Source organism: Nocardioides bigeumensis (assembly GCF_039531755.1).
Classification (GTDB): Bacteria; Actinomycetota; Actinomycetes; order Propionibacteriales; family Nocardioidaceae; genus Nocardioides; species Nocardioides bigeumensis.
Genome location: NZ_BAAAQQ010000002.1, coordinates 170,034 through 196,370, shown reverse-complemented (window position 1 = coordinate 196,370; position 26,337 = coordinate 170,034). Strand labels below are relative to the sequence as shown.

Sequence of the window (26,337 nt, the reverse complement as noted above, 5' to 3'; positions counted from 1 at the left end):
CGTGGATCCTGTGGACGAGGGCGAGAGGGTGATGAGGTTGTCGGAGAGCTCCCCGACCACGGGCACCTCGTCCGCCGACTACGCCGACGACTACTACGCCACCTACCGCGGCCACGAGGACTACGACTGGGACACCGACCACTGGCGTGAGTTCTTCCTCAGCGCCGCCGGCCGGATCAAGGCACTGACGAACGCGCAGACCTCGCTCGACGTCGGTTGCGCGAAGGGTCTCCTGGTGCAGGCACTCGTCTCCGTGGGCGTGGACGCGAGAGGCGTCGACGTGTCCGAGCATGCCGTCGCCAAGGCCCACGCCGATGTCCGCGACCGGCTGCGCGTGGGGTCCGCGACCGAGCCGATCGACGGCCGCTACGACCTGATCACCTGCGTCGAGGTGCTCGAGCACCTCTTGCCCTCCGACGCGCAGCTCGCCATCGACCGGATGTGCGCTGCCACGGACCTGATCCTCTTCACGTCCACACCCGGGCACTTCGAGGACCCCACCCACATCAACGTGCGGCCGACGGCGGAGTGGGTGACCTCGTTCGCCGAGCGCGGCTTCTTCCGGAGGACCGACGCCAACCTCGAGTTCCTGGCCCCGTGGGCGGTCCTGGTGCAGAAGGCCCCGCCCGACGCCCAGCCCACCGCGCGCGACCTGGTCCACCGCTACGAGTCCCAGTACGCCACGTTGCACGTCGAGGTGATGGAGAAGCGCAACGCGCTCCTCGAGTCCCACAGGGAGATCGCCCGGCTGCACGTCGACGGTGCCGACACGGCGGAGGTGCGCCGACTCCGAGAGCGGCTGGCCACCCTCGAGCAGGAGGCCCAGCAGCTGAAGGACGCCCAGGTCACCGCCGAGCACGAGGTGTTGACGACCCGCGACCACATCATCGGTCTCGAGGCCAAGGCCGAGGAGGCCGCGCGACTGCTCGTCGTCTTCAAGGAGCGCCTCAACCAGCAACGTGAGAAGGCGGCCGAGCTCCAGCGCCGCATCCGCGTCCAGCGTCGCCGGGCAGAGGAGAGCGAGCGGCGCGCGGAGGCGCTGCTGGCGTCGCGGACCTGGCGCGCGGGCAGGCTGTTGACGCGGCCCTTCAGGCGCGGTCGATGAGCGGTCGGGCCACCGGCGCGAAGCCGCCGCTGTTCTCGGTCGTCACGCCGGTCTTCAACCCCCCGCTCGACGCGCTGGACGCCGCGATCACCTCCGTGGTCGAGCAGACCTTCCGGCGCTGGGAGCTCATCCTCGTCGACGACCGCTCGACCGACCCAGAGGTTCTCGAGCTGCTGCGTCGACGGGCTGCCGAGGAGCCGCGCATCAAGGTCGTCGAGCGCGAGACCAACGGTCACATCGTGGCGGCCTCCAACGACGGCATCGAGGCGGCCGTGGGCGAGTTCATCGTGCTCCTCGACCACGACGACCTCCTCACCCCCGACGCCCTGAAGCGCAACGCCCAGCTGATCCGCGAGCACGACGACGTCGACTACCTCTACTCCGACGAGGACAAGGTCGACGACACGGGTCGTCACTACGACCTCTTCCGCAAGCCGTCGTGGTCGCCGGAGCGGCTGCGCGGCCAGATGTACACCGGCCACCTCTCGGTGATCCGCACCTCGGTGGTCCGCGCGATCGGCGGTTTCCGGGAGGGGTACGACGGCTCCCAGGACCACGACCTGATCCTGCGGGTCGGAGAGGTCGCGCGACGGGTCGTGCACATCCCGGAGGTGCTCTACCACTGGCGCGTGGTGCCGGGCTCGGCCGCGGGCGACAGCAACGCCAAGCCGTACGCCACCATCGCCGGCCGCAACGCCGTGCAGGATCATCTCGACCGGATCGGCATCCGGGCGGAGGTGACGCACGGTCCGGTTCCCGGCATCTACCACGTCAGCCGTCATCTCGACCCGGACGTGTCGGTGAGCCTGATCATCCCGACCCGCGGCACCGAGGGCATGGTGTGGGGTCGCCGGCGCGTGTTCGTCGTCGACGCGGTCCGGTCACTGCTGGCGGCGACCGACCAGGAGCACGTCGAGGTCGTCGTCGTCTACGACACCTCGACCCCACCCCACGTGCTCGACGCACTGCGCGACGTCGCGGGCGACGACCTGACCCTGGTGCGCTTCACCGAGCCCTTCAACTACAGCCGCAAGATGAACCTCGGGGTCCTGCACTCCCGTGGCAGCCACCTCGTGCTGCTCAACGACGACCTGGAGGCGCTGAGCCACGGCTGGCTCGAGCAGCTGGTCGCGCCGCTCTTCGAACCTGGCGTCGGGATGACCGGCGCGGCGCTCTACTTCGCCAACGGGACCATCCAGCACGCCGGCCACGCCTATGCCCGCAAGAACTACAAGCACCCCTTCATCATGGAGCCACGCGGAGCCCTCGGGCCCTTCGGCGCCCTCGCCCTCAACCGGGAGGCCTCGGGCGTGACGGCGGCCTGCGCGGCGATCAGCCGCGAGGTCTTCATGGAGATCGGCGGCTTCTGCGAGGCACTGCCCTTGAACTTCAACGACGTCGACCTCTCGTGCAAGATCCGCCGCTCCGGTCGCCGCATCGTCTGGCTGTGCAACGTCGAGCTCTACCACTTCGAGTCCCAGTCGCGGGCGCGCTCGGTCGCCGCCTGGGAGAAGGACCTGACCGTGGCCCGGTGGGGCATGCCCCGTGGCCAGGACGAGCTGTTGCCGCAGTGGTGGGAGGGAACCCGGCGCGTGGCCAGCGACGCCAAGCGGGAGCGGCGGCGAGCCACCAGGGCCGGCGTCCGGCAGGGGGCCGGTCGACGCCGGTGACCGGGTCGACCACCGGACCATCCACCGGACCATCCACTGGACCATCCACCGGGCCATCCAGCGGGCCTCGGCGCGACCTGCCCAAGGCCCTGGGCGGCAGCCTGCTGGTGCTCGTCGGACTGCTGGCCCTGTCGCTCAACCTGCGTCCTGCGGCTGTGGCGGTGGGACCCGTCCTCCCCGAGGTGCGGGCGGGCCTGCACCTGTCCGCGACGATGGCCGGCCTGCTCACCTCGCTACCGGTGCTCGCCTTCGCCTCCTTCGGTGCCCTCGCGCCGCGGCTGGCCCGCCTCGTCGGCCTGCACCGCGTCACGCTGGCGGGACTCCTGCTCGTCGTCGCCGGCCTCGGCGTCCGGGTCCTGACGGACGACGCCTGGTTGTTCCTGGCCCTCTCGATGGTCGCCCTGGCCGGCATGGCCACGGCCAACGTGCTGCTGCCCTCGCTGGTGAAGCTGCACTTCCCCCATCGCGTCGGCCCGGTCACGGCGCTCTACACCACCGCCATGTCGGCCGGACTCACCGCTGCGCTGGTCCTGACGGTGCCGATCTCGAACGCGTGGGGCGGCTGGCGTACCGGCCTCGGGATCTGGGCCGTGCTCGCCCTGCTCGCCGCTCTGCCGTGGACGGTTCTGGTGGTGCACGACCTGCGTCCGTCCGGCGAGACGACGACCATCCCTCTGCTCGCGGTGGCCAGGACCCGGCTAGGCCTCGCGATGGCGTTCGCCTTCGGCCTCCAAGGGCTCCAGGCCTACGCGATCTTCGGGTGGTTCGCCCAGCTCTGGCGCGACGCCGGCTACTCCCCCGTCGCCGCCGGCGCGCTCGTCGGGCTCGTGGCCGGCACGAGCGTGCCGGTCTCGCTGTGGCTGCCCGCCGCGGCTGCTCGCCGGGAGAGCCAGGTCGGGATCTTCCTGGGCGTCGCGAGCTGCTACCTCGTGGGGTACGCCGGCCTGCTCGTCGCGCCCCACACCCTCGCCATCCCCTCCGCGATCCTGATCGGCATCGGCACCTGCACGTTCGCCCTCGTGCTCACCCTGCTCGGCCTGCGCGCCCGCACGCCGGACGGGACCGCCGCGCTGTCGGCGTTCTGCCAGTCCAGCGGCTATCTCATCGCCGCCCTGGGTCCCTTCGCGGTCGGCGCCCTCCACGACGCGACCGGCGGCTGGCGTGGCCCGATCACGCTCCTGCTCGCGCTGGTCGTCCCGCTGATGGTGCTGGGCGCCAGGGTCTCCCGGCCGCGGGCCCTTGAGGACGAGCTCGAGCCGCTCGCACGCGCGAACCGCTAGCCGGAGCCGGCCGGTCGGTGCCGCGCAGCGGCGCACGCCGGTGGGTGCTCGGAGGGCGGTCGTGTGCTCAGATGGTCGTCCCAGCAGCCACCTGGTCAGACCCGATGGGAGCCCCGCATGACCGAGCAGCCCCCTGGGGGCCCGCCGCCCTACGGCGGGGGTCAGCCGCCGAGGTACCCCCACCCGGACCACGAGCCCACCGGCTACGACCTGCCGCCGGGGTACGAGCCCCCCGGGTACGAGCCGTCCGGCTACGACCCGCCGGGGTATGCCCCACCCGGCCAGGACCCGGCCAGTCAGAATGCGGCCAGCCAGAACCCAGCGGCCGCTCCTCCGCCCGGCTTCACCATGGCGGACCAGCAGCCGACGCCAGGCCTGCCCGCGCAGAGCCAAGCAGGACTCTGGTTCGTCCTGACGCTCGTGCTGATCGGGCTGGTGGCCGGCGGCGTCCTTTGGTTGCGGGGGCAGACGGCTGTCGACGACCTGCGCGTGGGTGACTGCCTGTCCAGTGACGACCTGAGGGCCGGCAGCGAGAGCATCGCCGCCGTCGACGTCGTGGACTGCAACGACCCCCACGACGCGGAGGTCGTCGCCGGCCTGGTCGTCGACGACGCCATGGTCAAGGACGGCTACACGGGCACCGTCGGCGCGCAGGAGTGCGCGAAGGTCGCACCCGAGCTCGCCGCCAAGACGCTCGAGCTGCGGCCGCTGGCCCCCGCCCGCGAGCTCGCCGCCGGCGACAAGGTGCCGTGCATCGTGCGCAACGCCGACGGCGCCCCGCTGACCGGGACGCTCGTCTCCCCGACGAGCTGATCTAGGGCTGGCGCACCATCAGCGACGTCGCCGGAGCGAACCCGTGGCGGGCGTACAACGGCACCGATCCCGTCGTCGGGCTGAGCACGATGCGGGCGAAGCCGTGCTCGTCGGCGTACGCCGTGCAGGCCCCGAGCATCGCGGTGCCGATGCCGACGTCGCGCTGCTCGGGCCGGACGTAGAAGTTGGCGAGGTAACCCCACTGGGTCGCCCGGGTCGATCCCGGCGGCCGCGGGGCGGGCATCCGCGTGAACACCAGCAGGTTGAGCATCGCCACCGGCGCGCCCCCGACCAGCCCGAGCCAGGTCACCCGCTGGTCGTGCTCGCGGGCCAGCCACTCGTCGAAGCGGGCCAGGAACGTCGGGTCGTCGATGGTGGCGCCGGCGTTCTCCTCCGTCCAGGCGCGACGCAGGGCCGCGACGGCCGCTCGGTCGTCGAGGGTCGCGGTGCGGACCTCGACGGACGCGCGGTCGCTCACCAGCGCTCCACCGGCACCGGCCTGGCCGGCGGGTCGTAGGGCTCCGGCCAGAAGTCGGTCACCCGCGTGATCAGCCCGTCGGGACCGATCTCGATGAACGCCTGGCCGCCACCGCTCTCGTCGTCCAGCCGGAACCCGAACCACGCCACCGCGCGCTGCGAGTTCCCTATCACCACCTTGGGCGAGAGGTGCCACTCGCCGGGATAGGTCTGGTTGAAGGCGAGGTACGCCGCTCGCCCGGTGACCCGCTCCCGTGTCTGCGGCATCTCGTAGACGACGTCCTCGGCGAGCAGCGCCGCCCAGGCGTCCCAGTCGCGCGCCTCCAAGGTGGAGAGGAAGCGCCTGGCCAGGTCTTCGCTGTCGATCATGCACCCGACGCTAGCGAGCGCCCGGAGAGTCGGGAGCCGACTCAGACGACGGAGAGCGGCAGCAGCTGCTTGCCCGTGGGGCCGACCTGGATCTCGGTGCCCATCTCGGGGCAGACGCCGCAGTCGTAGCAGGGAGTCCAGCGGCAGTCCTCGACCTCGATGTCCTGGCCGTCGGCCACGGCCAGGGCGTCCTCCCAGTCCGACCACAGCCAGTCCTTGTCGAGGCCGGAGTCGAGGTGGTCCCAGGGCAGCACCTCGTCGTAGTCGCGCTCGCGGGTGGTGTACCACGCGAGGTCGACGTCGGTGCCGGTCAGTCCGCGCTCGGCGGCGGCGACCCAACGGTCGTAGGAGAAGTGCTCGCTCCAGCCGTCGAAGCGGCCGCCGTCGCGCCAGACCTCCTCGATGACCCGGCCGACCCGGCGGTCGCCGCGCGAGAGCAGTCCCTCGATGATGCCGGGCTTGCCGTCGTGGTAGCGGAAGCCGATCGCCCGGCCGTACTTCTTGTCCTGGTGCACGGTGTCGCGCAGCTTCTTCAACCGGTCGTCGGTCGTGACGTGGTCGAGCTGCGCGGCCCACTGGAACGGCGTGTGCGGCTTTGGCACGAAGCCGCCGATGGAGACCGTGCAGCGGATGTCGTTGCGGCCGGAGACCTCACGGCCCTTGGCGATGACCTTGCGGGCCAGGTCGGCGATCTGGAGGACGTCGTCGTCGGTCTCGGTGGGCAGGCCGACCATGAAGTAGAGCTTCACCTGGCGCCAGCCGTGGGAGTACGCCGTGGCGACGGTCCTGATGAGGTCCTCCTCGGTGACCATCTTGTTGATCACCTTGCGCATCCGCTCCGAGCCGCCCTCGGGGGCGAACGTCAGCCCCGAGCGCCGGCCGTTGCGGGAGAACTCGTTGGCCAGCGTGATGTTGAAGGCGTCGACACGGGTCGACGGCAGCGACAGCGAGACGTTGGTCCCCTCGTAGCGGTCCGCGAGCCCCTTGGCCACCTCGCCGATCTCCGTGTGATCGGCGCTCGAGAGCGAGAGCAGCCCGACCTCCTCGAAGCCCGACGCCTTCACCCCGGCGTCGACCATCGCGCCGATCGTCTCGATCGACCGCTCCCGCACCGGGCGGGTGATCATGCCGGCCTGGCAGAAGCGGCACCCGCGCGTGCAGCCGCGGAAGATCTCGACCGAGAACCGCTCGTGGACGGTCTCGGCCAGCGGCACCAGCGGCTTCGCCGGGTAGGGCCACGCGTCGAGGTCCATCAGCGTGTGCTTGCGCACGCGGAAGGGGACACCCGGCTTGTTGGGGACGACGGCCTCGATGGCCCCGTCGGCGGCGTAGACGACGTCGTAGAAGCGCGGCACGTAGACGTTGCCGGTCACCGCGAGCCGCCGGAGCAGCTCGACGCGGCCGCCCGGCCGTCCCTCGCCCTTCCACTCGCGCACCACCTCGGAGATCGCGAGCACGACCTCCTCGCCGTCGCCCAGCACGGCCGCGTCGAGGAAGTCGGCGATGGGCTCGGGGTTGAACGCGGCGTGCCCTCCGGCCAGCACGATCGGGTCGTCGTCGCCGCGGTCGACCGCGTGCAGCGGGATGCCCGCCAGGTCGAGGGCGTTGAGCATGTTGGTGTACCCGAGCTCGGTGGAGAAGCTCAGCCCGAAGACGTCGAACGCGCGCACCGGCCGGTGGCCGTCGACGGTGAACTGCGGGATCGGCCCGTCGGCGTCGCCCGCCCGCATCGCGGCCTCGAGGTCCGGCCACACCGAGTAGGTGCGCTCGGCGACGATCCAGTCGCGCTCGTTGAGCACCTCGTAGAGGATCTGCACGCCCTGGTTGGGCAGCCCGACCTCGTAGGCGTCGGGGTACATCAGCGCCCAGCGCACCGTCGGACCGCCGTCCTCGGACGAGCCCGCGCAGTCCCACTCCTTGACGGTGGAGTTGAGCTCGCCGCCGACGTACTGGATCGGCTTGCTCACCGTGGGGAGCAACGGCTCGAGTCGCGCGAAGACGCTCTCGGGCGCTGCGGGCATGACGGTGACACCTCTCGTCGGGGGAAGAGGCCCCAGGGTACGCCGCGGGCGGGACCCGGTCGAAACGGCTTGTCCTGAGGAGCCGAGGGACGAGGCGCGAATGGAGCAGACTGCCTCCATGCACGCGATCCGGGCTGCGCACGCCTTCGACGGCGAAAGGTTCCTGCAGGGCGGTGCCACGGTCCTCGTCGAGGGTGACCGGATCATCGGCGTGGAACCCGGCGGTTTCGAGGTCCCCGAGGGCGTCGAGCTGACGTCGTACGACGGCACCCTCCTGCCGGGCCTCGTGGACGCCCACGTGCACCTGGTCTCCGACGGCGAGATGGGCTCGCTCGAGCGCGCAGGGACGCTCGACGACGACGGGCTCGACGCCATGATCGAGGGCTCGCTGCGCGCCCAGGCGGCCGCGGGCGTCACGACCGTGCGCGACCTCGGCGACGTCGGCTTCCGGACCCTGGCGTGGCGCGACCGGGCCGAGCCCGGTCTCCCCCGGATCGTGGCCGCCGGGCCCCCACTGACGACGCCTGGGGGGCACTGCCACTACCTCGGCGGCGAGGTCGAAGGGGTGGCCGGCATGCGGGCAGCGGTGGCCGCACACGCCGCCCGCGGCGTCGACGTGATCAAGGTGATGGCGAGCGGCGGCATGCTCACGCTGGGCAGCGATGTGTTCGGCGTCCAGTTCACGGCGGAGGAGCTGCGCGCTGCCGTCGACGCCGCGCACGACGCCGGCCTGCGCCTCCTCGCGCACGCCCACTCCCTCGCCGGCATCGAGCACGCACTCGCGGCCGGCGCCGACGGGATCGAGCACTTCTCGTGCCTCACCGAGAACGGTCCCTCGTGGTCGGAGGACCTGCTCGCCCGCGTCGCCGAGGCGGGAGTGGTCGTGGGCCCGACCCATGGCCAGCTCCTCGACCGCCTGCCCACCCTCGAGCAGCTGCCCCCGGCCATCGTGGCGGTCTTCGAGAAGTTCGGCATGCGGCCCGACGAGATGCGCGCTCGCCGGATGGAGGTGTTCACCCGCGTCCGCGCGCACGGGATCCCCGTGTGCAGCGGCCTCGACGCCGGCGCAGCGCCGCCGAAGCCCCACGGTGCCCTCTGGAGCGCCGTCGACTGGCTCGCCGACGCCTACCCCGTCGACGAGGCGTTGGCCACGGCCACGTCCTTCGCGGCCGAGCAGTGCGGCCTGGGCGCGGAGACCGGCCGGCTGCGGGCGTCGTACGCCGCCGACCTGCTCGTGGTCGACGGCGACCTGTCCCGTGACGTGAAGCGGCTCTCGCAGCCGGTGGCGGTGTGGGTCCGGGGGTTGGCACAGCCCTCCTAGGGTCCCTTTAGGGGCCCTTTAGGGTTCACGCATGAGCCGGGCCACCGCTGAGAGCCGCTGGCACTGGACCTCGATCGCGCCGGTGCTGGCGCTCGTCGTGCTGGCCGGGACGTTCACCACCAAGCCCCCTGCCCTCGTGCTCGGCCTGGTCGCCATCGTGCTCGTCGCCGCCGTGCTCGCGGCGGTCCACCACGCCGAGGTGGTCGCGCACCGGGTGGGCGAGCCGTTCGGCTCGCTGATCCTGGCCGTGGCCGTCACGGTCATCGAGGTGGCGCTCATCGTCACCCTGATGCTGACCGGCCCCGAGGACACCTCGACCCTGGCCCGGGACACCGTCTTCGCCGCGGTCATGATCAGCGTCAACGGCATCGTCGGCATCTCGCTCGTGGTGAGCGCGCTGAAGAAGCGCGGGCTGGCGGAGTTCAACGCGGAGGGCGCGGGCTCGGCGCTGGCGACGGTGCTGACCCTGGCCACCCTCACGCTCGTGCTGCCGCGCTTCACGACGTCCGAGGCGGGGCCCGAGTTCTCCGGCGGACAGCTCGCGTTCGCGGCGCTCGCCTCGCTGGCGATCTACGCCATGTTCGTCTTCACCCAGACCGTCCGGCACCGCGACTTCTTCCTGCCCGTGGAGCAGGGTCACGGGGGCCTCCCCGACGAGGACGCGGACGGGCACGCCGACCCACCCTCGACGCGCACCGCCCTGGTGAGCCTGGCGCTGCTGCTGGTGGCGCTCGTCTCGGTCGTCGGCCTGGCGAAGGTCGAGTCGCCGGCCATCGAGGACGCGGTCGCCGCGGTGGGGTTCCCGCACGCCGTCGTCGGTGTGGTGATCGCCCTGCTCGTGCTGCTGCCCGAGTCGATCTCCGCGGTCCGCTCCGCCGCCCGGCACCGCGTGCAGACCAGCCTGAACCTCGCCTACGGCTCGGCGATGGCCTCCATCGGCCTGACCATCCCGACCCTCGCCGTCGCCTCGATCTGGCTCGACGGCCCGCTCGAGCTCGGGCTGGGTGAGACCGAGCTGGTGCTGCTGCTGTCGTCGATGGTGGTCGGGGTCCTCACCGTCGTACCCGGGCGCAGCAAGCCCCTCAACGGCGGGCTGCACCTGGTGATCCTGGCGGCGTACATCTTCATGACGATCTCGCCGTAGGGCGCCCGGATTTCTGGGTAACGCCCCTTGGCCTGCGCTCCTGCCCCGATATATCGGGGCAGGAGAGTCACCGAAGGGGCGTTACCCAAAACCCCCGCGCCCTCAGCTGGGGCGGGCGGGCCGGCGCGCGATGTTGACCAGCAGCCCGACGGCGAGCATCGAGGCGAACATCGAGGAGCCGCCGTAGGACACGAACGGGAGGGGTACGCCGGTCACCGGCATGATCCCCAGGCACATCCCGATGTTCTGGAAGGACTGGAAGGCGAACCAGCAGGCGATCCCCGCGGCCGCGACCCGGCCGAACACGTCGTCGGTGGCCCGCGCGATGACCAGCGACCGCCAGATGACCACACCGAGCAGCCCGATCAGCACGGCCGAGCCGACCAGGCCGAGCTCCTCACCCGCGACGGTGAAGATGAAGTCGGTGTGCTGCTCGGGGACGAAGCCGGAGCGCGTCTGCGACCCGTCGAAGAGACCTTGGCCGAAGAGGCCGCCGTTGCCGACGGCGATGCGCGCCTGCTCGACGTTGTAGCCGGCGCCCCGGGGGTCGAGGTCGGGGTTCGTGAACGCCAGGAAGCGGTCGAGCTGGTAGGGCTTGAGCACGCCCAGCGACACCGCGGCGACCGCGCCCGTCACACCCCCGGCCACCATCAGCGCCAACCAGCGCCGCGGTGCCCCCGAGGCGGCCAGCACGCCGAAGACCGTGGCCGACAGCACCAGCATCGTGCCCAGGTCGGGCTGCAGCAGGATCAGCGCCGCGGGGATCCCGGCGATGACCAGCATCGCCAGCACCTCGAAGGACCGCACCCCGCGCTTGAGCCAGTCCGCCCGCTCCGCACAGACCAGCGCCATCCCGACGACCACGGCCAGCTTGGCGAACTCCGACGGCTGGATGGACAGGCCGCCGAGCATCAGCCACGAGCGGGACCCGTTGACCGTCGATCCCATGGTCAGCACCAGCACCAGCCCGCCGATCGAGGCGAGGTAGGCCAGCGGCGCCAGGATCCGCACCCACCGGTGGTCGGTCACCGCCACGGCGAGCAGCAGCACCAGACCGATGCCGACGTTGACCAGCTGCTTGCGCAGGTACGCCGTGGGGTCGCCGCCGGTGAGCGCCTCGCGCGGCTCGGTGGCCGACCACACCAGCAGGGTGCCGAGGACGAGCAGTCCCGCGACCGCACCCAGCAGGACCCAGTCGAGGCCGCGCGCGGGCAGCAGCGACCGGGCCGGGGCGGGTGTGCGTGCCGACGTACGAGCGGGACGGGTGGCAGGGCGGGTGGCAGGGCTCATCGAGTCAGCCCTCTCCTCGGCGCGCAGGCGGCAGGATCGACCCGTCCCGGCGGAAGCTCGGCAGGCGGGCCGGCGCGACGACGCCTGGGATCAGCGCGCGCGCGGTGTCGACGGTCTCGCCGGAGACGCCGTACAGCGCCTCCCAGATCGCCCGGATGCCGTCGCCGGTCGAGCCCGAACCGGTGCCGCCCTGGCTGATCATCATCACCACGACGTAGTCGTCGGTGTAGGAGGCCACCCACCCGGTCGTCTGCTTGCCGTGCACCTCGGCCGAGCCGGTCTTGGAGCGGATCTGCACCTGGTCGAGCGGGAAGCCGGGCAGCTTCCACGCCATGGTGCCCTGGCGGGACACGCCCTTCAGCGCCTCGTCGATGTAGTCGAGCACGTGCGCCGGCAGGCCGACCTCGCCGACCTTCTTGGGCTTGATGCGCTTCACGACGTGGCCGTCGGCGCTGACGATCGCCTTGCCGACGCGCGGGGCGTAGAGGGTGCCGCCGTTGGACAGCGCGGCGTACGCCCTGGCCAGCTGGAGCGGCGTGACGATGGTGTCGCCCTGCCCGATGGCGAAGTTGACCGCGTCGCCGGCACGGTAGGCGTAGCCCTCGATGCAGAACTCGCGGGCGTAGAGGTAGACGAAGTCCGACGTCTTGCCGTCCTGCGGCTTCGACGCGACGTCGCAGTAGTAGTCCTTCATCTCCTCGAAGTAGTCGCGCTTCCACTGCCGGTCGGCGATCCGGCCGGACGCCTCGCCGGGGATGTCGATGCCGGTCGGCCGGCCGAACCCGAACTTCTTGGCCTCCTCGACCAAGGGGTCCCGGGCCTTCACGTCGGCCACGTCCGAGCCGTAGCGCTGCCAGAAGTCGTAGCCGACGCGGTAGAAGAAGGTGTTGCAGGACACCTCGAGGGCCTTGGCGAAGCCGATGGTGCCGTAGGCGCCGGACTCGAAGTTCTTGAAGACGCGGTTGCCGACCTGGAAGCCGGACGTGCACGGCAGCGCCGTGTCGGTGGAGTAGCCGTTGGTCAGGGCCCCCGCGGTCATGAACGGCTTCCACGTGGAGCCGGGTGCGAACTGGCCCTGCATCGCCCGCGACAGCAGCGGCGTCCCGGCGGCCTCGGAGTAGAGCCGCCTCAGCTGCGCCTCGGAGATGCCGCCCACCCAGGTCTCCGGGTCGTACGTCGGCTGGCTGGCCATCGCCACGATGCGGCCGGTGCGCGCCTCCATCACCAGCGCCGCGCCCGAGTCGGCGACGTAGGGGCGGCGGGTGACCGGGTCGGTCACGGTCCGCGCGGTGCGCATCATCAGGTCGAGCTGCTTCTCGACCACGCTCTGCACGTGGGCGTCGATCGAGGTGACGAGGGTGTCGCCGGGCCGCGCCGAGGTGGTGGAGTCCTCGCCGAGGACGCGGCCCATGGAGTCGACGGCGACCTTCTCGTAGCCGGGCATGCCGCGCAGCCACTTGTCGTACTGCTTCTCCACCCCCGCACGCCCCACCACGGAGGCGCCGTTGACCGACTCGTCGTCGCGCTGCTCGGCCGCGTCGAGCTCGTCCTCGGTGATGGGGCTGAGGTAGCCGAGCACGTGGGCCAGGTTGATGCCGTAGGGGCTGGGGTAGGCACGCAGGCTCTGCTGCTGGGCGAGCACAGCGGGGTAGTCCTCGGGCTGCTCGAGGATCTTCAGCGCTACGCGCTGCGGCACGTCCACGGCCACCGGCACGGGCTGGAAGGGCGAGCCGTTCCAGCAGGTGCCGCCGACGCTCCCCTCGTGACCGCAGGTCACCAGCCGCGCCTCGATCTCCTTGGTCGGCAGGGACACCGCTCGCGCGACCCGGGCGACCAGGCGCCCCCGCACGTCGTCGTCCATCTTGCCGAGCATGGTCCGGTCCAGGGAGACCACCCACGAGCTGCGGTTGGCGACGAGCGGACGGCCCATGGCGTCGACCACCAGGCCGCGCGCCGGCTGCTCGACGATCTCGCGCACCGACTGCGACGCCGCCTGGGCCTGGTAGTCGGCGCCGCCGACGACCTGGAGGTAGTAGAGGCGGACGAAGAGGGTGGCGAAGAGGGAGAACACCAGCGCCTGGATGACGACCAGCCGGAGCCGGCCGGTCGTACGGCGGCCCCCATCGGGGGTCGAGCCGAGTCGAGACCCCATCACACGGTCGCCGTGGCGGGCTCGAGCCGTTCGAGCACCCGCATCACCAACGGCAGCACGAACGGGGTGAGCAGGACGTCCCAGACGACCGCGATCGCCACGACCTGCAGCAGCCCCCCAGACCCGATGGCCGGGCCCACGTCGAGGTCGCCGAGGACCAGGCCGCTCAGCGCGAACACCGAGGTGCCGAGGAAGGACGACGCCGCGACCGTCGCGACGACCGACCCCGCGCCGGGGCGCAGGTCCTGACGGACCCGCCCGGCGACGTACCCCACCAGGAGCAGCGCGAGCGCCCAGCGCCCAGCGGTGTGGTCGGCGGGCGGCGCGAGGTCGAGGAGGACGCCGGCGGCGAAGCCGAGGGTCATCGCGAACTGGGGACCGCGGGTCAGCGCCGCGCCCACGACGACGAGCAGCGCGAGGTTGGGGACGACCCCCTCCCAGGCGATGTGCGGGAAGACGCTCACCTGGAGCAGGAGGGCCACGACGACGAGCGCGCCCGCGGCGGCCGCGCGCAGCCAGGTCATCTCAGGCTCCCGTCGGCCTCGACGACCGCGCGGTCGCTCTCGGTGCCGGACGGCACGACGACACCGACCAGGTCGAGGGAGGAGAAGTCGACGAAGGGGTCGATCACGGCTCGCTTGGTGGTCTCACGCACGTTGCTGAAGACCTGCGTGACCAGGCCGACGGGGACGCCCGAGACGTAAGGCGCGCCGTCCTCGCTCCCCCACGTGACGATCACGTCGTCGCGAGCGGGCACGACGGTGTCGTCGATCAGCTCCAGGTCGAGCCGGCCGTCGTCCCCGACGACCCCGCGCCCGCGCAGGAACCCCGCCTCGAGGCTGGACCCGACCCGGCCCCCGACGACCGAGTCGCCGTCGATGACGAGGAGCACCGTGGCGGTCGTGCTGGTCACCCGGAGCACCCGGCCCACCAGGCCGTCCCCGTTGACCACCGTCATGTCCGGCTCGATCCCGGCACGAGAGCCTGCGTCGATGGTCACCGTCCGCGAGAAGGACTGCGCGGGACCGACCCCGATCACCCGCGCGGGGACCAGAGCATGGTTGGCCTGCTCGGCGGCGGCGGTCAGCCCGTCGAGCTCGGCGAGCCGGTTGCGGTCGAAGTCGGCGGTGGCCAGCTCGCTGCGGAGTCCGGCGTTCTCGGCCTCCAGGCCGGCCACCTGGTCGCGCAGGTCGTCCTGCGTGCGGAACCACCCGGGGATGCGCGTCAGCGGCCCGACCACGGCGTCGGCGGCCGACTCGGCGGGTCCGACCACCTCGCCGATGACCCGGCGCGCCGGGTCGAGGGCGGCACCACCGGCCTGGTGGTCCAGGGTGATCAAGGTCGCGCAGGCCATGAGCAGCGCGATCAACAGCGACCGGGTGCCGCGCGGGTCCGGGGAGTAGCGCCCGTCGGGCCGGCGTACGCCGCGCAGCGTGCGCCACCTGCGCTCCCGGCCGCCCGTGGGACGGACCTCCGAAGCGGCGCGCGGCAGCCGGGGCGGGCGCTCGAGCAGGGCCATCAGAGCCGCCGGCCCTCGGCCACGAGGACCTGCTGGAGGGCGTCGAACTCCTCGACGCACCTGCCCGCGCCGAAGGCGACCGAGGTCAGCGGGTCCTCCGCGACGTGCACGGGCATCCCGGTCTCGTGGCGCAGCCGCTCGTCGAGCCCGCGCAGCAGCGCCCCGCCGCCGGTGAGCACGATGCCGCGGTCCATGATGTCGCCGGCCAGCTCGGGCGGCGTCTGGTCGAGGGTGGCGCGGACGGCGTCGACGATCACGTGCAGCGGCTCGTCGAGAGCCTGACGCACCTCGGCGCTCGACACGACGACGGTGCGCGGGAGCCCGGAGACCATGTCGCGGCCGCGGATCTCCGCCTCGGGCTCCTCGGGGAGCGGGAAGGCCGAGCCCAGGCTCGTCTTGACCTCCTCGGCGGTGCGCTCGCCGAGCAGGAGGGAGTACTCCTTCTTCATCCACGCCACGATCGCCGCGTCGAGGTCGTCGCCGGCCGTGCGCACCGAGATCGACGTGACGATGCCGCCCAGCGAGATGACCGCGACCTCGGTGGTGCCACCGCCGACGTCGACGACCATGTTGCCGGTCGCCTCGTGCACGGGCAGCCCGGCGCCGATCGCCGCGGCCATCGGCTCCTCGACGATGTAGACCTTGCGCGCCCCCGCTTGGTAGCCGGCCTCCTTCACCGCCCGCTGCTCGACAGCGGTGACCCCGCTCGGCACGCAGATGACCATGCGGGGCTTGGCGAAGTAGCGGCGCCGGTGCACCTGGTGGATGAAGTGGCGCAGCATCTGCTCGGTGGCCTCGAAGTCGGCGATCACGCCGTCCTTCATCGGCCGGATCGGGGTGATCGCCTCGGGCGTGCGACCGATCATCCGCTTGGCCTCGTGGCCGACCGCCACGATCTCCCCCGTGCGGGAGTTGAGCGCGACGACGGACGGCTCGTCGAGCAGGATGCCCTTGCCGCGGACGTAGACGAGCGTGTTGGCGGTCCCGAGGTCCACGGCCATGTCCCGGCCGATGATGTTCGCCATCCGCGCTGCCTCGCGTTCGTCGTCCCTGGGGAAGGAAGGGTGGGTGGTGAGCCCGGTGGTCAGCGGGACGCGAGCAGCCTCCCCGGCAGCCCCATGGCCCGCCGGAGCCGGCCACGACGGCGACCCCGTACGTCGAGGTTAAGAGCGCGCGAGGCCTCGACCCGGCACGCCACGCCGAGTCACACCAGTCTCACCTGTCACGGGTCAGGTGAGACCGCCTCACAGGTCGGTGAACCAGATCGCGATCTCACGCTCCGCGGACTCGACCGAGTCGGAGCCGTGCACGAGGTTGTAGCGGTTGGACAGCGAGAGGTCGCCGCGGATGGTGCCGGGAGCCGCCTTGCGGCCGTCCGTGGCGCCGTTGAGGTCGCGCACGACCTGGACCGCCTCGTCGCCCTCGAAGACGACCGCGACGAGCGGACCGCTCAGCACGAAGTCGCGCAGCGGGGGGTACCAGTCCTTGCCGACGTGCTCGGCGTAGTGGGTGTCCGCGAGCTCGCCGTCGATGGTCCGGTGCTCCAGGGCCACGATGCCCAGGCCCTTGCGCTCGTAGCGGCCGAGGATCTCGCCGACCAGGCCTCGCTGCACCGCGTCGGGCTTGAGGAGGACGAGGGTGCGCTGCACGGCGTTGTCGACCATGCGCCGCACCCTATCGAGGCGCCTACGCTGCCCTGCGTGGAGACCCTGCCCCCGCTCGACGAGCTCGTGTCCCGCGCGGTCGCGCTCGTGCCCGAAACGGGCCGGGCCGTCCTGGGCGTCGCCGGGCTGCCGGGCGCCGGCAAGACCACCCTCGCCGGTGCGCTCGTCGCACGGCTGCGCGGCCGGCTCGGCGACGATGTGGTCGGGCACGTCCCGATGGACGGCTTCCACCTCGCCGACGTCGAGCTGGACCGCCTGGGGCTGCGCCACGTGAAGGGGCACCCCGACACCTTCGACGCGTGGGGGTACGCCGCCCTGCTGGCCCGCCTGCGGCGCGAGACCTCCGAGGTCGTCTACGCACCCGGTTTCGAGCGCGGGCTCGAGCAGCCGGTGGCAGGTGCCGTCCCGGTGGCGGCCTCCGTGCGCGTCGTGGTGACCGAGGGCAACTACCTGCTGCTCCCCGACCCCTCCTGGTCCCGCGCCCGCGGCGAGCTCGCCGAGACCTGGCTGGTCGAGACCGACGACGAGCTCCGCGTCCGCCGCCTGGTCGCCCGGCACGTCGAGTTCGGCAAGCCGCCGGCGTACGCCGAGGAGTGGGTCGCCCGCTCCGACGAGGCCAACGCCCGGCTGGTCCGGGCGGCCAGCGTGCCCCCGGACCTGGTCGTCACCCTGCGGTGACGTCCTCCGGGCCGCCCGCGGTCGCGGCGGCCCGCTCGCGCTCGATCTTCAGTCCCAGGAAGTACGCCGTCCCCCAGAGCGTCGCGAAGACCACGCCGAGAGCGAACATGATCGGCACCACGAAGCCGAGACCGATCGCGACGAGCTGGATCGCCCATCCCAGCCAGTAGGCCCACTCGCCGCGCAGCATGCCGGCGAGCAGCAGGCAGGCAAGCATCAGCCCGAGCCCGATCCCGAGGGCGGTGCGGGTCGGCACGTCCGCGATCGTGATCAGGACGGGCGCGGTCAGACCGAGGGTGATGGCCTCGAGGGACAGGATCGCGGCGCACATGCCGCGCCTGGGAGATCTCATCCGAGCGACCTCACGAGCGCCGGCCGTGGTCGTCGCGCGGTCGCAGCAGCGCCCGCGCCTCGCCGACGGTGACGACGCTGCCCGTGACCAGGACCGCCCCGCTCCCGACCGACGAGGTCCCGCCGGTCTCCGCGAGGGTCGCCGCCGCCTCGATCGCGTCGGCCAGGTCGGCCACGACGGTGACGCGGTCGGCGCCGTACACCTCGATCGCGGCCGCGGCCAGCTGCTCGGCCGGCATCGCGCGGGAGGTGGAGTTCTGCGTGCAGACCAGGTGCGCCAGGTGCGGCTCGAACGCCGCCAGGACCCCCTCGGCGTCCTTGTCGGACATCACGCCCATGACCCCGATCAGGGGGTCGAAGCTGAAGGAGTCCTCCAGGGCCGCGGCCGCTGCCTCCGCGCCGTGCGGGTTGTGCGCGGCGTCCAGGACGATCGTCGGACTGCGGCGGACCACCTCGAGCCGGCCCGGCGAGGTGACCTCCGCGAACCCGGCGCGCACCACGTCCTCGTCGAGCGGTCCGTCGTGGCCGATGAGCGCCTCGACCGCCGCCAGCGCGAGGACGGCGTTCTGGGCCTGGTGGGCGCCGTACAGGGGCATGAAGACCTCGTCGTACCGGGCCCGCAGCCCCTGCATGGAGACGACCTGTCCGCCCACGGCCGCAGCCCGGTCGATCACCCCGAAGTCCAGGCCCTCGCGGACGACGGTCGCGCCGACCTCGGTGGCCCGGGCGAGCAGCACCTCCGTCACCCCCGGTTCCTGCTGCGCGAGCACCGCCGTGGCCCCCGGCTTGATGATGCCGGCCTTCTCGACCGCGATCTTGGCCGCGGTGTCGCCGAGGTACTGCGCGTGGTCCACCGCGATCGGCAGCACCACCGCCACCGCGCCGTCGGCGACGTTGGTCGCGTCCCACGTGCCGCCCATGCCGACCTCGACGACGGCCGCGTCGACCGGCGCGTCCGCGAACGCGGCGTACGCCATCCCGACGACGGCCTCGAAGAACGACAGCGGGAACGGCTCGGACTGGTCGACCAGGTGGGTGTAGGGCGCCACGTCGTTGAAGGCCCGGACGAGAGCCTCGTCGTCCAGCGGCTCGCCGTCGAGACAGATCCGCTCGTTGATCTTCTCCAGGTGCGGGCTGGTGAAGCGCCCGGTGCGCAGGTCGAAGGCGCGCAGCAGGGTGTCGATCATCCGCGACGTGGAGGTCTTGCCGTTGGTGCCCGTCAGGTGGATCACCGGGTACGACGCCTGCGGGTCGCCCAGGAGCTCGGTGAACGCGCGGATCCGGTCCAGCGAGGGCTCCAGCTTGGTCTCCGGCCAACGCGACAGCAGCGCGTCCTCGACCTCGGCGTACGTCTCGGCGGGTCGCGGCTGCGGAGTCTCAGTCATGGCGTGGCCGAGTCTAGGAGGCAGGTCGAATGACCAGGTTGGCCATGTCGACCACCGGCCGGTAGCCGAGGGTCTCGTAGATCTTGTTGGAGGTCGGGTTGGACTGGTCGGTGAAGAGGCAGGCCCTGGCGCCCTCGTCGAGGATGCTGCGCGACACGGCAGCGACGGTGGCGCTCGCGTAGCCGTGACCGCGGTGCTGGGCGGGGGTGTAGACGGGGCCGATGCGCGCGACGCCGTACGACGGCAGGTTGGCGGCGGTCAGGTGCACGACCTCGCCGAGCTCGTCCTCCCACAGCCAGACGCGCTTGCGGTCGATCCTCCGGAGCATCGACTCCTCGGTCTCGGCGACGTCGTGGTGCGACCCGGCGGGCCTCCCGGCCTGCTCGTCGGCGTCACGGGCGAAGGCGTCGTACCACCGGAGGCAGAGCCGGACGTCGTCCCGTGTCGCCCGGCGCAGCCGGCCGGGAGGAGCCGGTGGCTCGACGAGCTCGCCGAGCTCGCCGAGCTCGAAGAGCCGGGACTGGATGGCCACCTCGGCGCGGCCGCCGACCAGCCGCGCCGCCTCCTCCGCGAAGAGCCGGGCCGCAGGCAACGCTCCGTTGCAGCCGGCCGCGTCCTCGCCGCGCTCGTGCAGGGCGCGCGCGATCGCCACCGCTGCCTCGTCCGGCATCGGCAGCAGGTAGAGCGGGTAGGGCGCGAACGGCGCGGTGCGCATGCCCACGCCGGCCACCGCCCCGGCGTCGTCGCGGACGACGACCCACCAGCGCGGCAGGTCCGGGTCGACGGGCACGCCGTCGGCGTCCTCGTCGCGCAAGCGCTCGGTGTACGTCGCGATCACGGTGTTGAGGACGGGGTCCTCGGCCAGCACCTCCCCCGTCGCCGCGAGGAAGTCGGCGGGGTCGGTGAGGAACTGGAGCTCGGGGGCTGGGAGCGCGGCCATCCGCGCACGCTAGGTGGTCTCGGCTTCGCTCGACCACCGGGTTACCGGTTCGCCCCGCGTGTCCCCCGCCGATTAGCCTTCGACCCATGACCGACACCCAGACGCAGGCACCGGACACGACGAGCGCAGACCGCCGCGCCGTCGTCGTACCGGACAAGCCGGCGCTGGAGGGTCTCGAGGACAAGTGGGGGGCGACCTGGAAGGCCGAGGAGACCTATCGGTTCGACCACACCCAACCGCGCGAGAACGTCTACTCGATCGACACCCCGCCGCCGACCGTGAGCGGATCGCTCCACGTCGGCCACGTCTTCTCCTACACCCACACCGACCTCGTCGCCCGCTACCAGCGGATGCGCGGCAAGTCCGTCTTCTACCCCATGGGCTGGGACGACAACGGGCTGCCGACCGAGCGTCGCGTGCAGAACTACTTCGGCGTGCGCTGCGACCCGGCGCTGCCCTACGACCCCGACTTCACGCCGCCCGAGAAGCCAGACCCCAAGCGTCAGATCTCCATCTCGCGGCCCAACTTCATCGAGCTCTGCGAGCAGCTGGTCGAGCAGGACGAGGAGGTCTTCGAGCAGCTCTGGCGGCGCGTGGGCCTGTCCGTCGACTGGGCCGAGCACTACACCACGATCGGCAGCAAGGCTCGCGTGGTCAGCCAACGCGCGTTCCTGCGCAACTTCGCGCGCGGCGAGGCCTACCTCCAGGACGCGCCGACGCTCTGGGACGTGTCGTTCCAGTCGGCCGTCGCCCAGGCCGAGCTCGAGGCGCGTGAGTACGCCGGCCACTACCACCGGGTCGCTTTCCACCAGCCCGACGGCACCCCGCTCTTCATAGAGACGACCCGGCCCGAGCTGGTGGTCAGTGTGGTGGCCCTCATCGCGCACCCCGACGACGAGCGCTACCAGTCGCTCTTCGGCACCAGCGTGGCGTCGCCGGTCTTCGGCGTCGAGGTCCCCGTGCTGGCGCACGCCCTGGCCGAGCCCGACAAGGGCGCCGGCATCGCGATGTGCTGCACCTTCGGCGACCTCACCGACGTGACGTGGTGGCGCGAGCTCGACCTGCCCATCCGCACGGTGATCGGCCGCGACGGCCGGCTCTCGCGCGACACGCCTGACTGGCTCTCGGGCGACGCCGCGACGACGTACGACGAGCAGCTGGCCGGCAAGACCACCTTCTCCGCCCGCGAGGCGATGGTCACGCTGCTGCGCGAGGCGGGTGACCTCGACGGCGAGCCGACACCGACCACCCGGATGGCCAACTTCTACGAGAAGGGCGACAAGCCGCTCGAGATCGTCGCCACCCGCCAGTGGTACATCCGCAACGGCGGGCGTGACCCGCACCTGCGCCAGGAGATGCTCGAGCGCGGCGCCGAGATCGACTGGGTGCCAGCCCACATGAAGCACCGCTACGACAACTGGGTCGGCGGCCTGCACGGTGACTGGCTGATCTCGCGACAGAGGTTCTTCGGCATCCCCTTCCCCGTCTGGTACCCGCTCGACGACGAGGGAGAGACCGACTACGCCCACCCGTTGCTGCCGACCGAGGCCGAGCTGCCCGTCGACCCCTCGACCGACACCCCGGTGGGTTACGACGAGAGCCATCGCGGCAAGCCGGGCGGGTTCGTGGGCGACCCCGACGTGATGGACACCTGGGCCACGTCGTCGCTCACCCCGCACATCGCGGGCGGCTGGGAGTCCGACAAGGATCTCTGGGAGGCGGTCTACCCGTTCGACCTGTGCACCCACGCCCACGACATCATCCGCACCTGGCTCTTCGGGCGCGTCGTGCGCGCGCACTTCGAGAACCACACCGCACCCTGGCGGCACGCGATGATCTCGGGCTTCATCGTCGACCCGGACCGCAAGAAGATGTCCAAGTCCAAGGGCAACGTCGTGGTGCCGTCAGAGGTGCTCGACAAGTACGGCGCCGACGCCGTCCGCTGGCGCGCCGCGATGGCCCGGCCGGGCCTGGACTCGCCCTTCGACGAGTCGCAGATGAAGGTCGGTCGCCGGCTGGCGATGAAGGTGCTCAACGCCTCGAAGTTCGTCCTCGGGCTTGGTGCGACAGACGTCGACCCCGGCCTGGTGACCGAGCCGGTCGACCGCGCCCTGCTGGCGCGCCTCGGCGAGGTCGTCGACGAGTCGACCGCGGCGTTCGATGCCTACGACTACACCTCCGCCCTCGAGGCGGCGGAGCGGTTCTTCTGGGAGTTCTGCGACGACTACCTCGAGCTGGTCAAGGAGCGGGCGTACGCCGAGGACGGCGGCCCCGCCACCGTCTCGGCCCGCGCCACGCTGGCTGCCGCTCTCCACGTGCAGCTGCGCCTGCTGGCGCCCTTCCTGCCCTACGTCACCGAGGAGGTCTGGTCCTGGTGGCAGCCCGGCTCGATCCACCGGACGACCTGGCCGGCCCGCGGCGAGATTGCGGTCGACGGCGTCAGCGACCCAGGTCTGCTGGCCGCGGTCGCAGAGGCCCTGACGGGCATCCGAGGCGCCAAGTCCGAGGCGAAGGTGTCGATGCGCGCCGAGCTGGCGCGGGTCGAGATCGCCGGACCCGAGGGCGCGGTGCGGGCGGCCGAGTCCGCGGCCGACGACCTGCGCAAGACCGGCAAGATCACCGGCACGCTGACGTTCACCGTCGATGCCGGGTTGGACGCCCTACGGGTGCACGCGGACCTCGCCGAGACGCCATGAGCTCGACGGGGTCACCCGTCGTGCTTGGCCCGACCCGGCGGAACGCCGCCTGACTTCTTGGCCAGGCCCGGCGGGAGGCCGCCTGACTTCTTGGCCAGGCCCGGAGGGGCTTCCTTGCCGTGGTCCCTGCCGTGACCCTTGCCGTGACCCTTGCCGCGGACCTTGCCGCGGCCCTTGTCGTGGCCCTTGTCGTGGCCCTTGTCGTGGACCTTCGACGTGGGGACGCGCAGACCGCCCCCGTCGACCGGGGCGAAGACGGGTGCGGGCCGCGCCACCGGGCGGGCGGCGGGGCGCTGCACGCCGACGACCGGAGTGGCGGACGCGTGTGCCGGTGCGCGGGGGGACCGCACCTGCCTCTTCGCGTCCGCCACAATCCGGTCAGGGGCCAGGGCTGAGAGCCTGACCTGCTCGGATCCGAGCGGTTCCCGGTCAGCGGAGGTCAGCAGGCCCAGCAGAGCCTCGCTTCGAACCGCATGGCCGAGAAGGATGACGCAGACGAGAAGAACCAGGAGGAACGCCAACAACGGTCGTCTGTGTTGATCGCTCACCCGGTTCCCTTCGATGCGACGACTTAAGTCTGTCGTCCGGAGGAGGGTGAAGTGAATGGCCCGTTGTGACTAGGTTATGACTAGTCCCACGTGTCACACAGGACTACTTCACGCTCAGCCGTGACAGCTCCGCGGACGATCCGACGCCACAGTGATCGTGCAGCGAGCGCCGCTACCGGTGGTCGAGCAGAGTCGAGACCTACGCCGACTTCTTCTTCTTCGACTCCGCCTCACGCGGGATGAGGGTCGGCGCCACGTCGTCGTCGACGACCTCGCGGCTGATCACGACCTTCTCGACGTCGCCGCGCGACGGCACGTCGTACATCACGTGGAGGAGCACCTCCTCGATGATCGCCCGCAGCCCGCGCGCGCCGGTGCCGCGCTCCAGCGCCTTCTCCGCGATCGCGTGGATGGCGTCGTCGGTGAACTCCAGCTCGACCCCGTCGAGCTCGAAGAGCTTCTGGTACTGCTTGACCAGCGCGTTGCGCGGCTCGGTGAGGATCTGGATGAGGGCCTGCTCGTCGAGCTTGTTGACGCTCGCGATGAGCGGGAGCCGACCGATGAACTCGGGGATCAGGCCGTACTTCGTGAGGTCCTCGGGGCGCACCTTGCCGAGCAGGTCCTCGGCCTCGCGCTCGGCAGCGCCGCGGACCTCGGCGGTGAAGCCCAGGGTCTTCTTGCCGACGCGCTGCTCGATGATGTGCTCGAGCCCGGCGAAGGCGCCACCCACCACGAACAGGATGTTGGTGGTGTCGATCTGGATGAACTCCTGGTGAGGGTGCTTGCGCCCGCCCTGCGGCGGCACGGACGCGGTGGTGCCTTCCAGGATCTTGAGCAGCGCCTGCTGCACTCCCTCGCCGGACACGTCCCGCGTGATCGAGGGGTTCTCCGCCTTGCGGGCCACCTTGTCGATCTCGTCGATGTAGATGATCCCGGTCTCGGCCTTCTTGACGTCGTAGTCGGCCGCCTGGATCAGCTTGAGGAGGATGTTCTCCACGTCCTCACCGACGTAGCCCGCCTCGGTCAGGGCCGTGGCGTCGGCGATGGCGAACGGGACGTTGAGCATCCGGGCCAGAGTCTGGGCGAGATAGGTCTTGCCGCACCCGGTGGGGCCGATCACGAGGATGTTGGACTTGGCGACCTCGACGACCTCGTCCTTGCTGTGCTTGCCCGACGGCGGCGTCTGGGAGCCGGCCTGGACCCGCTTGTAGTGGTTGTAGACGGCCACGGCGAGCGACTTCTTCGCCTGCTCCTGCCCGATGACGTAGGAGTTGAGGAACTCGAAGATCTCCCGCGGCTTGGGCAGGTCGGCGAGCTCAACGTCGGAGCCCTCGTTCAGCTCCTCCTCGATGATCTCGTTGCACAGGTCGATGCACTCGTCGCAGATGTAGACGCCCGGACCCGCGATGAGCTTCTTCACCTGCTTCTGGCTCTTGCCGCAGAAAGAGCACTTGAGCAGGTCACCACCGTCACCGATGCGAGCCACGGGCGGTCCTTTCAGGGGATCGAGCGTCGGACGAGCTGTCGAGCGGGGTGCAAACCCCTTGACGGTACCCCGTGAGACCCCCGGTTGGGGGTCGAGACACGGGAACCTTCACCGGAACGCCTCTGGTGCTTTCGCGGGCTCAGGCGAGCGCCGGGACGGCCTTGCGGGACTCCAGGACCGCGTCGATGAGGCCGTAGTCGACGGCCTGCTCGGCGGTGAGGATCTTGTCGCGCTCGATGTCGCGGCTGACCGTCTCCATGTCCTTGCCGGAGTGGTCGGCGATCATCTTCTCCAGCAGCTCACGCATGCGGAGGATCTCGTTGGCCTGGATCTCGATGTCGGAGGTCTGGCCGAAGGTGCCCTCGGTGTAGGGCTGGTGGATCAGGATCCGGCTGTTGGGCAGCGCCAGCCGCTTGCCAGGGGCACCGGCCGCGAGCAGCACCGCCGCCGCCGAGGCGGCCTGTCCCAGGCACACCGTCTGCACGTCTGCCTTGATGAACTTCATCGTGTCGTAGATCGCGGTCAGCGCGGTGAACGAGCCGCCGGGCGAGTTGATGTAGATGCTGATGTCCTGGTCGGGGTTCATCGACTCCAGGCAGAGCAGCTGCGCCATCACGGCGTTGGCGACGTCGTCGGAGATCGGCGTGCCGAGGAAGATGATGCGGTCCTCGAAGAGCTTGCCGTAGGGGTCGATGCGGCGGAAACCGTAGGAGGTCCGCTCCTCCCACTGGGGGATGTAGTAGTTCATCGAAAAGCCTCAGTTCTTGTCGGAGCGGGCCGGGCGGCCCTCGTCGGCGGCCTGGCGGGCACTGCTGATGACCTGGTCGACCAGGCCGTAGTCGACCGCCTGCTCGGCGGTGAACCAGCGGTCACGGTCGGCGTCCGCCTCGACCTGCTCCACCGGCTGGCCGGTGTGCTGGGAGATGAGGTCGAAGAGGACCTTCTTGATGTGCAGCGACTGCTGGGCCTGGATCTTGATGTCGGAGGCCGAGCCACCCATGCCCGAGGACGGCTGGTGCATCATGATCCGCGCGTGCGGCAGGGCGTAGCGCTTGCCCTTGGTGCCCGCGCACAGGAGGAACTGGCCCATCGAGGCGGCCAGACCCATGCCGACCGTGGCGACGTCGTTGGGGATGTAGTGCATCGTGTCGTAGATCGCCATGCCGGCGTCGACCGAGCCACCAGGGCTGTTGATGTGCAGGAAGATGTCGGCCTCGGGGTCCTCGGCGGACAGCAGCAGGAGCTGGGCGCAGATCGCGTTGGCGTTCTGGTCACGCACCTCGGAGCCGAGGAAGACGATCCGCTCGCGCAGGAGGCGCTGGTAGATGTGGTCGTCGAGGCCGTAGGACGAGGCGGCCCCATTCATCTGCGGCCCTGTCATCGAAGTCTGGTTCACGTGAGCGACCCTAGCCAAACCGACGGACACAT

The 26,337-nt window shown here is 71.3% G+C and carries 24 protein-coding genes; 8 read left to right on the top strand and 16 right to left on the bottom strand.

Annotation, left to right across the window (positions count from 1 at the left end; all coding sequences use genetic code 11):
- Nucleotides 1-37: 37 nt before the first annotated feature.
- The 4 genes from ABD295_RS02170 to ABD295_RS02155 all read left to right on the top strand — a co-directional run bounded on the left by ABD295_RS02170 (nucleotide 38) and on the right by ABD295_RS02155 (nucleotide 4,868).
- A complete protein-coding gene (locus ABD295_RS02170; protein ID WP_344301956.1) occupies nucleotides 38-1,105 on the top strand; it encodes a class I SAM-dependent methyltransferase in 1,068 nt (355 codons plus the stop codon).
- On the top strand, nucleotides 1,102-2,775 hold the full coding sequence (locus ABD295_RS02165; RefSeq protein ID WP_344301954.1) for a glycosyltransferase family 2 protein: 1,674 nt from the start codon (nucleotides 1,102-1,104) through the stop codon (nucleotides 2,773-2,775). The genes ABD295_RS02170 and ABD295_RS02165 overlap by 4 nt, the downstream gene beginning before the upstream one ends.
- Before the next feature lie 107 nt (nucleotides 2,776-2,882).
- Nucleotides 2,883-4,055 (top strand): MFS transporter, encoded by a 1,173-nt coding sequence (locus tag ABD295_RS02160; protein ID WP_344301953.1) that lies wholly within the window; start codon nucleotides 2,883-2,885, stop codon nucleotides 4,053-4,055.
- 117 nt (nucleotides 4,056-4,172) lie between these two features.
- Nucleotides 4,173-4,868, top strand: a complete 696-nt coding sequence (locus tag ABD295_RS02155; RefSeq protein WP_344301952.1) for a hypothetical protein — start codon at nucleotides 4,173-4,175, stop codon at nucleotides 4,866-4,868.
- Nucleotide 4,869: 1 nt separating this feature from the next.
- On the opposite strand, the gene ABD295_RS02150 is transcribed toward ABD295_RS02155, so the two are convergent.
- From ABD295_RS02150 to ABD295_RS02140, 3 genes are read right to left on the bottom strand one after another with little or no spacing between them, the layout of a single operon-like run.
- Complete coding sequence (locus tag ABD295_RS02150; RefSeq protein WP_344301951.1) at nucleotides 4,870-5,346, bottom strand: GNAT family N-acetyltransferase; 477 nt, start codon at nucleotides 5,344-5,346, stop codon at nucleotides 4,870-4,872.
- Complete coding sequence (locus ABD295_RS02145) at nucleotides 5,343-5,714, bottom strand: nuclear transport factor 2 family protein (RefSeq protein ID WP_344301950.1); 372 nt, start codon at nucleotides 5,712-5,714, stop codon at nucleotides 5,343-5,345. Before ABD295_RS02145 ends, ABD295_RS02150 begins: the two co-directional genes overlap by 4 nt.
- Before the next feature lie 41 nt (nucleotides 5,715-5,755).
- Nucleotides 5,756-7,735 carry a TIGR03960 family B12-binding radical SAM protein gene (locus ABD295_RS02140; protein ID WP_344301949.1) on the bottom strand — a complete coding sequence of 660 codons (1,980 nt, stop codon included), beginning with the start codon at nucleotides 7,733-7,735 and terminating at the stop codon, nucleotides 5,756-5,758.
- 118 nt (nucleotides 7,736-7,853) lie between these two features.
- Here ABD295_RS02140 and ABD295_RS02135 point away from each other — a divergent pair, with 118 nt between their 5' ends.
- Together ABD295_RS02135 and ABD295_RS02130 are read left to right on the top strand one after the other, a co-directional pair.
- Entirely contained in the window at nucleotides 7,854-9,056 is a 1,203-nt protein-coding gene (locus ABD295_RS02135; RefSeq protein ID WP_344301948.1) for an amidohydrolase family protein, read from the top strand.
- Nucleotides 9,057-9,087: 31 nt separating this feature from the next.
- The gene (locus ABD295_RS02130; RefSeq protein WP_344301947.1) at nucleotides 9,088-10,200 is read left to right on the top strand and encodes a calcium:cation antiporter; all 1,113 of its coding nucleotides are present in this window, start codon (nucleotides 9,088-9,090) and stop codon (nucleotides 10,198-10,200) included.
- A gap of 102 nt (nucleotides 10,201-10,302) precedes the next feature.
- Here the strand turns inward: ABD295_RS02130 and rodA are convergent, their stop codons facing one another.
- The 6 genes from rodA to ndk all read right to left on the bottom strand — a co-directional run bounded on the left by rodA (nucleotide 10,303) and on the right by ndk (nucleotide 16,825).
- Entirely contained in the window at nucleotides 10,303-11,490 is a 1,188-nt protein-coding gene (gene rodA, locus ABD295_RS02125; protein ID WP_344301945.1) for a rod shape-determining protein RodA, read from the bottom strand.
- Between the two features lie 4 nt (nucleotides 11,491-11,494).
- Nucleotides 11,495-13,642 (bottom strand): penicillin-binding protein 2, encoded by a 2,148-nt coding sequence (gene mrdA, locus ABD295_RS02120; protein ID WP_344301944.1) that lies wholly within the window; start codon nucleotides 13,640-13,642, stop codon nucleotides 11,495-11,497.
- The gene (gene mreD, locus ABD295_RS02115) at nucleotides 13,642-14,166 is read right to left on the bottom strand and encodes a rod shape-determining protein MreD (protein WP_344301943.1); all 525 of its coding nucleotides are present in this window, start codon (nucleotides 14,164-14,166) and stop codon (nucleotides 13,642-13,644) included. The genes mrdA and mreD overlap by 1 nt, the downstream gene beginning before the upstream one ends.
- The gene (gene mreC, locus ABD295_RS02110; protein WP_344301942.1) at nucleotides 14,163-15,161 is read right to left on the bottom strand and encodes a rod shape-determining protein MreC; all 999 of its coding nucleotides are present in this window, start codon (nucleotides 15,159-15,161) and stop codon (nucleotides 14,163-14,165) included. Before mreC ends, mreD begins: the two co-directional genes overlap by 4 nt.
- Nucleotides 15,161-16,186 (bottom strand): rod shape-determining protein, encoded by a 1,026-nt coding sequence (locus ABD295_RS02105; RefSeq protein ID WP_344301941.1) that lies wholly within the window; start codon nucleotides 16,184-16,186, stop codon nucleotides 15,161-15,163. Before ABD295_RS02105 ends, mreC begins: the two co-directional genes overlap by 1 nt.
- A gap of 219 nt (nucleotides 16,187-16,405) precedes the next feature.
- Nucleotides 16,406-16,825, bottom strand: a complete 420-nt coding sequence (ndk, locus tag ABD295_RS02100) for a nucleoside-diphosphate kinase (protein WP_344301940.1) — start codon at nucleotides 16,823-16,825, stop codon at nucleotides 16,406-16,408.
- Between the two features lie 36 nt (nucleotides 16,826-16,861).
- On the opposite strand from ndk, the gene ABD295_RS02095 reads away from it, so the two are divergent.
- The gene (locus ABD295_RS02095) at nucleotides 16,862-17,503 is read left to right on the top strand and encodes a nucleoside/nucleotide kinase family protein (protein ID WP_344301939.1); all 642 of its coding nucleotides are present in this window, start codon (nucleotides 16,862-16,864) and stop codon (nucleotides 17,501-17,503) included.
- On the opposite strand, the gene ABD295_RS02090 is transcribed toward ABD295_RS02095, so the two are convergent.
- The 3 genes from ABD295_RS02090 to ABD295_RS02080 are packed head-to-tail and all read right to left on the bottom strand — an operon-like array spanning nucleotide 17,490 to nucleotide 20,179.
- Nucleotides 17,490-17,855 (bottom strand): DUF4233 domain-containing protein, encoded by a 366-nt coding sequence (locus tag ABD295_RS02090; RefSeq protein ID WP_344301938.1) that lies wholly within the window; start codon nucleotides 17,853-17,855, stop codon nucleotides 17,490-17,492. The two genes, ABD295_RS02095 and ABD295_RS02090, sit on opposite strands and share 14 nt — an antisense overlap.
- Nucleotides 17,856-17,865: 10 nt before the next feature.
- A complete protein-coding gene (locus ABD295_RS02085) occupies nucleotides 17,866-19,239 on the bottom strand; it encodes a bifunctional folylpolyglutamate synthase/dihydrofolate synthase (RefSeq protein ID WP_344301937.1) in 1,374 nt (457 codons plus the stop codon).
- A 13-nt stretch (nucleotides 19,240-19,252) separates the two neighbouring features.
- Entirely contained in the window at nucleotides 19,253-20,179 is a 927-nt protein-coding gene (locus tag ABD295_RS02080) for a GNAT family N-acetyltransferase (RefSeq protein ID WP_344301936.1), read from the bottom strand.
- Nucleotides 20,180-20,265: 86 nt separating this feature from the next.
- Here ABD295_RS02080 and valS point away from each other — a divergent pair, with 86 nt between their 5' ends.
- Nucleotides 20,266-22,875, top strand: a complete 2,610-nt coding sequence (gene valS, locus ABD295_RS02075; protein WP_344301935.1) for a valine--tRNA ligase — start codon at nucleotides 20,266-20,268, stop codon at nucleotides 22,873-22,875.
- Between the two features lie 11 nt (nucleotides 22,876-22,886).
- Here valS and ABD295_RS02070 read toward each other — a convergent pair whose 3' ends face one another.
- From ABD295_RS02070 to ABD295_RS02055, 4 genes are all read right to left on the bottom strand, one after another.
- Entirely contained in the window at nucleotides 22,887-23,174 is a 288-nt protein-coding gene (locus ABD295_RS02070; protein ID WP_344301934.1) for a hypothetical protein, read from the bottom strand.
- 448 nt (nucleotides 23,175-23,622) lie between these two features.
- On the bottom strand, nucleotides 23,623-24,909 hold the full coding sequence (clpX, locus tag ABD295_RS02065) for an ATP-dependent Clp protease ATP-binding subunit ClpX (protein ID WP_344301933.1): 1,287 nt from the start codon (nucleotides 24,907-24,909) through the stop codon (nucleotides 23,623-23,625).
- Between the two features lie 139 nt (nucleotides 24,910-25,048).
- A complete protein-coding gene (locus ABD295_RS02060; RefSeq protein WP_344301932.1) occupies nucleotides 25,049-25,657 on the bottom strand; it encodes an ATP-dependent Clp protease proteolytic subunit in 609 nt (202 codons plus the stop codon).
- A 9-nt stretch (nucleotides 25,658-25,666) separates the two neighbouring features.
- Nucleotides 25,667-26,275 (bottom strand): ATP-dependent Clp protease proteolytic subunit, encoded by a 609-nt coding sequence (locus ABD295_RS02055; RefSeq protein ID WP_425573980.1) that lies wholly within the window; start codon nucleotides 26,273-26,275, stop codon nucleotides 25,667-25,669.
- Nucleotides 26,276-26,337: the final 62 nt, after the last annotated feature.